The sequence below is a fragment of the Chishuiella sp. genome, assembly GCF_032109125.1.
In the GTDB taxonomy this organism is placed as follows: domain Bacteria; phylum Bacteroidota; class Bacteroidia; order Flavobacteriales; family Weeksellaceae; genus Empedobacter.
Genome location: NZ_DAMCLZ010000029.1, coordinates 1 through 5387, shown reverse-complemented (window position 1 = coordinate 5387; position 5387 = coordinate 1). Strand labels below are relative to the sequence as shown.

General features: G+C 27.1%; 8 protein-coding genes. 6 read left to right on the top strand and 2 right to left on the bottom strand.

Annotation, left to right across the window (positions count from 1 at the left end):
• Window positions 1–221: 221 nt before the first annotated feature.
• The 5 genes from ytxJ to RT575_RS15480 all read left to right on the top strand — a co-directional run bounded on the left by ytxJ (window position 222) and on the right by RT575_RS15480 (window position 2755).
• Window positions 222–554 carry a bacillithiol system redox-active protein YtxJ gene (ytxJ, locus tag RT575_RS15500; RefSeq protein WP_312193990.1) on the top strand — a complete coding sequence of 111 codons (333 nt, stop codon included), beginning with the start codon at window positions 222–224 and terminating at the stop codon, window positions 552–554.
• Between the two features lie 254 nt (window positions 555–808).
• Entirely contained in the window at window positions 809–1018 is a 210-nt protein-coding gene (locus RT575_RS15495; protein WP_312150870.1) for a helix-turn-helix domain-containing protein, read from the top strand.
• Window positions 1015–1335 (top strand): HipA N-terminal domain-containing protein, encoded by a 321-nt coding sequence (locus RT575_RS15490; protein ID WP_312193988.1) that lies wholly within the window; start codon window positions 1015–1017, stop codon window positions 1333–1335. The genes RT575_RS15495 and RT575_RS15490 overlap by 4 nt, the downstream gene beginning before the upstream one ends.
• 1 nt (window position 1336) lies before the next feature.
• Window positions 1337–2311 carry a HipA domain-containing protein gene (locus RT575_RS15485; protein ID WP_313582040.1) on the top strand — a complete coding sequence of 325 codons (975 nt, stop codon included), beginning with the start codon at window positions 1337–1339 and terminating at the stop codon, window positions 2309–2311.
• Between the two features lie 90 nt (window positions 2312–2401).
• On the top strand, window positions 2402–2755 hold the full coding sequence (locus RT575_RS15480) for a transposase (RefSeq protein ID WP_313582038.1): 354 nt from the start codon (window positions 2402–2404) through the stop codon (window positions 2753–2755).
• A 127-nt stretch (window positions 2756–2882) separates the two neighbouring features.
• On the opposite strand, the gene RT575_RS15475 is transcribed toward RT575_RS15480, so the two are convergent.
• The gene (locus tag RT575_RS15475; protein ID WP_313582036.1) at window positions 2883–3794 is read right to left on the bottom strand and encodes an IS481 family transposase; all 912 of its coding nucleotides are present in this window, start codon (window positions 3792–3794) and stop codon (window positions 2883–2885) included.
• A 318-nt stretch (window positions 3795–4112) separates the two neighbouring features.
• On the opposite strand from RT575_RS15475, the gene RT575_RS15465 reads away from it, so the two are divergent.
• Window positions 4113–4415, top strand: coding sequence for a hypothetical protein (locus RT575_RS15465; RefSeq protein ID WP_313582034.1), 303 nt, complete (start codon window positions 4113–4115; stop codon window positions 4413–4415).
• 338 nt (window positions 4416–4753) lie between these two features.
• Here RT575_RS15465 and RT575_RS15460 read toward each other — a convergent pair whose 3' ends face one another.
• Window positions 4754–4945, bottom strand: coding sequence for a cold-shock protein (locus tag RT575_RS15460; RefSeq protein WP_150432931.1), 192 nt, complete (start codon window positions 4943–4945; stop codon window positions 4754–4756).
• Window positions 4946–5387 lie beyond the last annotated feature (442 nt).

Here is a 5387-nt window from a genome sequence, read left to right as displayed (position 1 = left end):
GATTCAGTACATTAATAAAACATACTTTAATCGAAATATTAACAACCTAAAAATTAATCTCGTTTGATAATGCACAACGGGTAAGTATTAATAATTCAAATAGAAAATTCCAAGAAATTAGTTAAATTTTTAACTGTATATAATTTTATTATGTAAGGAAAATAGAATAGGTTATTCCTTCTTTTCGACGTAATTTTATAATTAAAATAATAGCAACAAAAATGAAAAAAATAGATATTACAACTTTAGATCATTTAGATCAAATTGATCAAGTATCTTTCAATCAACCAAAAATTATTTATAAACACAGTACAACTTGTGGATTATGTGATATTATTTGGGACATTGTAAAAGAAAGCGATTTTGAACTGAATTATTTAGATTTATTAACGTATAGACAACTATCTAATGAGGTTGAACGTCGATACAATGTTCAGCACGAATCACCGCAAATCCTTATTATAAAAGATGGAAAATGTGTGTACAATGCCTCACATCGTAAAATAAAAAATGAAGAAATTCAGAAGCAATTAGATCAATTAGTTAATTTATAATGTATTAAAATCATCCTCTTTGAATTTGCAAATTTCCATGTTGAGTTAAAAGTAACATTTCCTATTTGACTTAATTCCGAATGAAAATAGTTAAAATTTTAAATCAAACTATAATTTTCTAAATAGTGCATCATATGGCATTAAACGATACGAATTAAATATAAAAGTTATATTATATCTTAAAAATGCTTTTTATTGCACTTTTCTTGTTTAATATCATATTTATTTCTAAATTTACAATAAAAGTGCATTATATGACACTATCAATAATTAATCAAATCAAAGAAAGACGTAAAGTTTTAGCTATATCACAAGAAACATTAGCTGAGATTTCTGGTGTTGGTTTACGTACGTTAAAACAATTTGAAAGTGGCAAAGGTAATCCAACGCTAGAAACACTACAAAAAATGTGTGATGCATTAGGATTAGAAATTAAATTAGAAGTTAAAACAATTGAATCATGAGAATTGCTCAAATTTTATATAAAGGAGAAAGAGCTGGAATTCTAACTCAACTGAATAATGGTAGTTTTCATTTTACTTATAATGAAGATTGGTTGTCTGATAATTCAAAACCTTCGATAAGTTTAACGCTGCCTAAAAGCCAAATTGAATTCGAATCTGAAGCTTTGTTTCCTTTTTTCTATCATTTATTACCAGAGGGAATAAACAAACGAATGATTTGTAAAACATATAAGATTGATGAAAATGATGCTTTTGGTATTTTACTACAAGCTTCAAAAGTAGATACAGTGGGTGCAGTAACAATAGAAAGAATGTAATATGAATATAGAATTGAAAAATTGTCCAGGTTCTTTAAAAGAAAATATTAATACTTACAGTTCTGTTGTTCTACAGAAAATGTTTAATGGTAAAAAGGTATCACCATTTTTAAAATATACATCACCAACAAATAGAAAGGATCAAAGTAGATTTAATCAAAATCAAACGCATATTTCAATTTCTGGATTTCAAGAAAAGTATTCTTTAGTACTTGATGGAAATGAATTACGATTAACAAATGAAAATGAGAGCGGTCAATATATTTTGAAACCTATCTCTGATTTACCAAAAAATAGTGAATTTGCACCAGCTAATGAACATTTGACGATGCAAATTGCGAAACAAATTTTTAAAATTGAAACAGCAGAAAATGCATTAGTATTTTTTGAAGATGGAAGTCCTGCTTATCTTACCAAGCGTTTTGATTATGATGAGAGTAAAAATAAATTAGCCGTAGAAGATTTTGCTTCATTATTAGGCAAATCACCTGCAACAAATGGAGAACAATATAAATACGAAGGTAATTATTTGGAGTTATTTGAAGTATTGAAAAAATATGTCCCTGCGTGGAAAGTAGAAGCTCCTAAATTACTTACTTTAATTGTTTTCAATTATCTTTTTTCTAATGGAGATGCTCATTTAAAGAATTTTTCTTTAATAGAAACTCAACAAGGCGATTTTAAATTAAGTCCATCTTATGATTTACTGAATACTAAAATTCATATAGAGGATGCTGATTTTGCATTAAAAGAAGGAATATTACCCAAATCAATCTCAAAAGGAAAAGTTATTGATCAATTGATGGTTTTGGGAGAGAAGGCAGGAATAACAGAGAAATCAATTATAAAAGTCCTTTTCAATTTAACTTCGAAAGAAGATCAAGTGGTAGATTTAATTGGAAGATCGTTTTTATCAGAGAAACTAAAACGTAATTATATGCAAAGTTATCAGAGGAGATTGAAGAAATTAAAATAATTAATTTCAAATATTGTAAATCGTCAGCAAAAAGTGGACATCTAAGACCTAAAATTTAAGGTAGTGTTTTAAAAATCATTAACTTTAATTATGGCAACATCCAAAAAACCAACTCCAGAGAAATATGTAAAAGATATTCGTCAAAATACAAGACGAATATTTACAGCGGAACAAAAGATTTTAATTGTAATGGAAGCTTTACGAGCAGAAACTTCGATAGCTGAACTTTGTAGAAAATATAGTATTAGTCAATCTCAATTTTATAAGTGGAATAAAGAATTTCTAGAAGCTGGAAAAAAGCGATTGTCTGGAGATATTACTCGAGAAGCTAGAAGTGACGATGTAAGTGAATTACGTAAAGAAAACCAGCGTTTAAAAGAGATTGTAGCTGATTTGGTTGTACGTTATGATATCGTAAAAAAAACCTTGAACTCGTTGGATTAAAAACAAAATTCAAGAAATATATGCGATTATCAGCAAGTGAAAAACACGAAATTATACAGATTGTAACTCGCTCTGAAATTGGAGTTAAACGTGTCGTACTTCATCACTTCGTAGACAATAAATATAATTATTTTAGTTTTGATTTCAGTATTTCATATGGAGTTTTTCCTTTAAATGATCCATGTGGTCTATTGAAATTATAAAAATTCTCCCATTGCTCTAATTTTTGACTTAAATCAACATCATCAGTGTAGCTTAAAAGTTGATAAAACTCTTTTTTATCAGTTAAATGAGATCGTTCAACTTTCCCATTTAACTGAGGCGTTCCTACTTTTATAAATCGGTGTCTCATTCCTAAATCTTGAACATGCCAATGAAATTTTGATTGAAATTCATGTCCGTTATCTGTTTGAATTGTATTAATTCTGAAAGGAAATTTATCTACAACATAATTTATGAAATCAATTGAACTTAATTGATTGTGCTTTTCATAGATTTTAAGCGCTCTAATTCGTGTAGCATCATCAATTGCTGTATATTGAAATCGCTTGATTTTATGGCCATTTGCATCTTGAAAAATTAGAAATTTAGCATCATCCTGTACATGATGACCTAGTGTTTCTTTTTCATATCGAATACTATGCATAGCTCTTCTAGTTACCTTTCTGTCTAATCGACCTACATTATTGCGTTTTAGAATACGATAAACACTTGATTCTGATATTAAAATATCATGATAACGTTCTAAATACCATTTAATTCGCCAAGTCCCTAATTTATGTTCTTTTCGAAGTTCTAATACTTTATTTACAATTTCTTGCTTGATTTGATTGGGAAAAGTCCGAGGAGTTGGTTTCTTTCTAAGTAAACCTTCTTCTCCATGTTCTTCATAAGCTTTTTTCCATTTGTAAAATGTACTCTTTTTTATACCATAAAATTTATAAGCGATTGAATTATTTCCATATTCTTTAGCGTATTTTAGAACTTGCAATTTTTTAATATAAGTTAAGTAAGCTTCAATTTCTTTTGTCTTTTTCATAATCATAAGGCTATATTAGTTTTTTACTAATTTAGTCTACGATGATCTGACGTACCCACAGTAGAAAACTACAACAATTGCAGGTGTCATGAGGCTTTGAACAATCTTACGCCTTCGGATGTGTATTTTGGTAGAGCAGATAAAATTTTAGAACAAAGAGCAATTATTAAACAACAAACAATTGCAAAAAGAAGGCAATTGTATTATCAAGAAAAAATAATAAATTTATAAACCAAACACTCTCTTAATTTTTAGAAAGAGGTGTCTCATTTATTTTGACAACATACAGTTAGTTATACTATAGATAGTGAAATGTATATGCCAAAAAATCCTCAGTTTCCTACTCCAGAAAATGAAAAAATAGATTGGATAAATGCAGACGGTCCTTTACAATTAGTAAAAGGAATCAATGATCTAAAAGAATTAAGCAAGCCAAATACAATAACACTTTTTAAGTTAAATTCACAATATTCGCCTTACAACAATTCGAAGTATTTAATCAATGTAAAATCTAGAATTTTTGGAGAAAATATAGTTCCTCAAAATGGTAGATTTACAACAGATTATTTTCAATATGTGTTTGTATTGAGAAATTCTCAGGCACTTACAAAAATGAAATAGAAACAAATTTTTAAAAAATGTTAGATACAAGATCATGACAAATAACGTTTATATTTGACTTTCGTTTTTTTGATACTCTCTCCAAATCATTTTTCATTTTACAATATTTTAATTTGCATTAAGGTTTCTCCAAAAATCACATGAACTATTTAAAAAAAACAACTAAAAGTTTATAATACATTTTACAATTCAAGCACAGCATGACAATAAACAGTTGATATTTTGAATAAAAAAAGGCTGAATTCCTTTATAGAATCAGCCTTGTATGATGTATTGAATAATATTTTAGTTTAAAAACATTTAGATGTTTACGTTACTATATTATTATTAAAGTTCAATTACATTCTTCTAACGTTAGTAGCCATAAGGCCTTTTTGCCCTTGCTCTACTTTAAATGAAACTTTGTCATTTTCTCTAATATCATCAACTAAATTTGATGTATGAACGAAAATTTCATTTCCTGTTTCTTTAATTGTAATGAAACCAAAACCTTTAGCATCATTAAAAAACTTTACTGTACCTTCTTGCATAATATTTTTTTTAAAAAAGAGAATAATAAATAATTTCTATAATTATACATAAAGGAACTATTTCTATTCTAAAAAAAGAAATCGTTCATTATTCTCAATAAATTCATCAACTTAACGCGTGATAATTAACGTGAAATACTTGAGATTAAAATCAATTTAAAATTGAATATATTGAAAAGTGTAAAGTAAAAGTGAAAAAATACAATGTTTTAAGAAGTATAAGGCTTGCTGCCACAAAAATAAAAAAAGGTATGTCTAAAAAATTTAGTTGTAACTAATAATATCTTATCTCTGATATCGGTACAAATGTAAAGTAAATAGTTGGATAAATAACAATTTGAAAAAAAACTTTTTTTATTTACTATAATTTTAAAACGCTAAATGTATTGTAATCTCCCCCTTGTTAAGAACACTTAAAAGTAGAGTTTTTATTTAATATTAT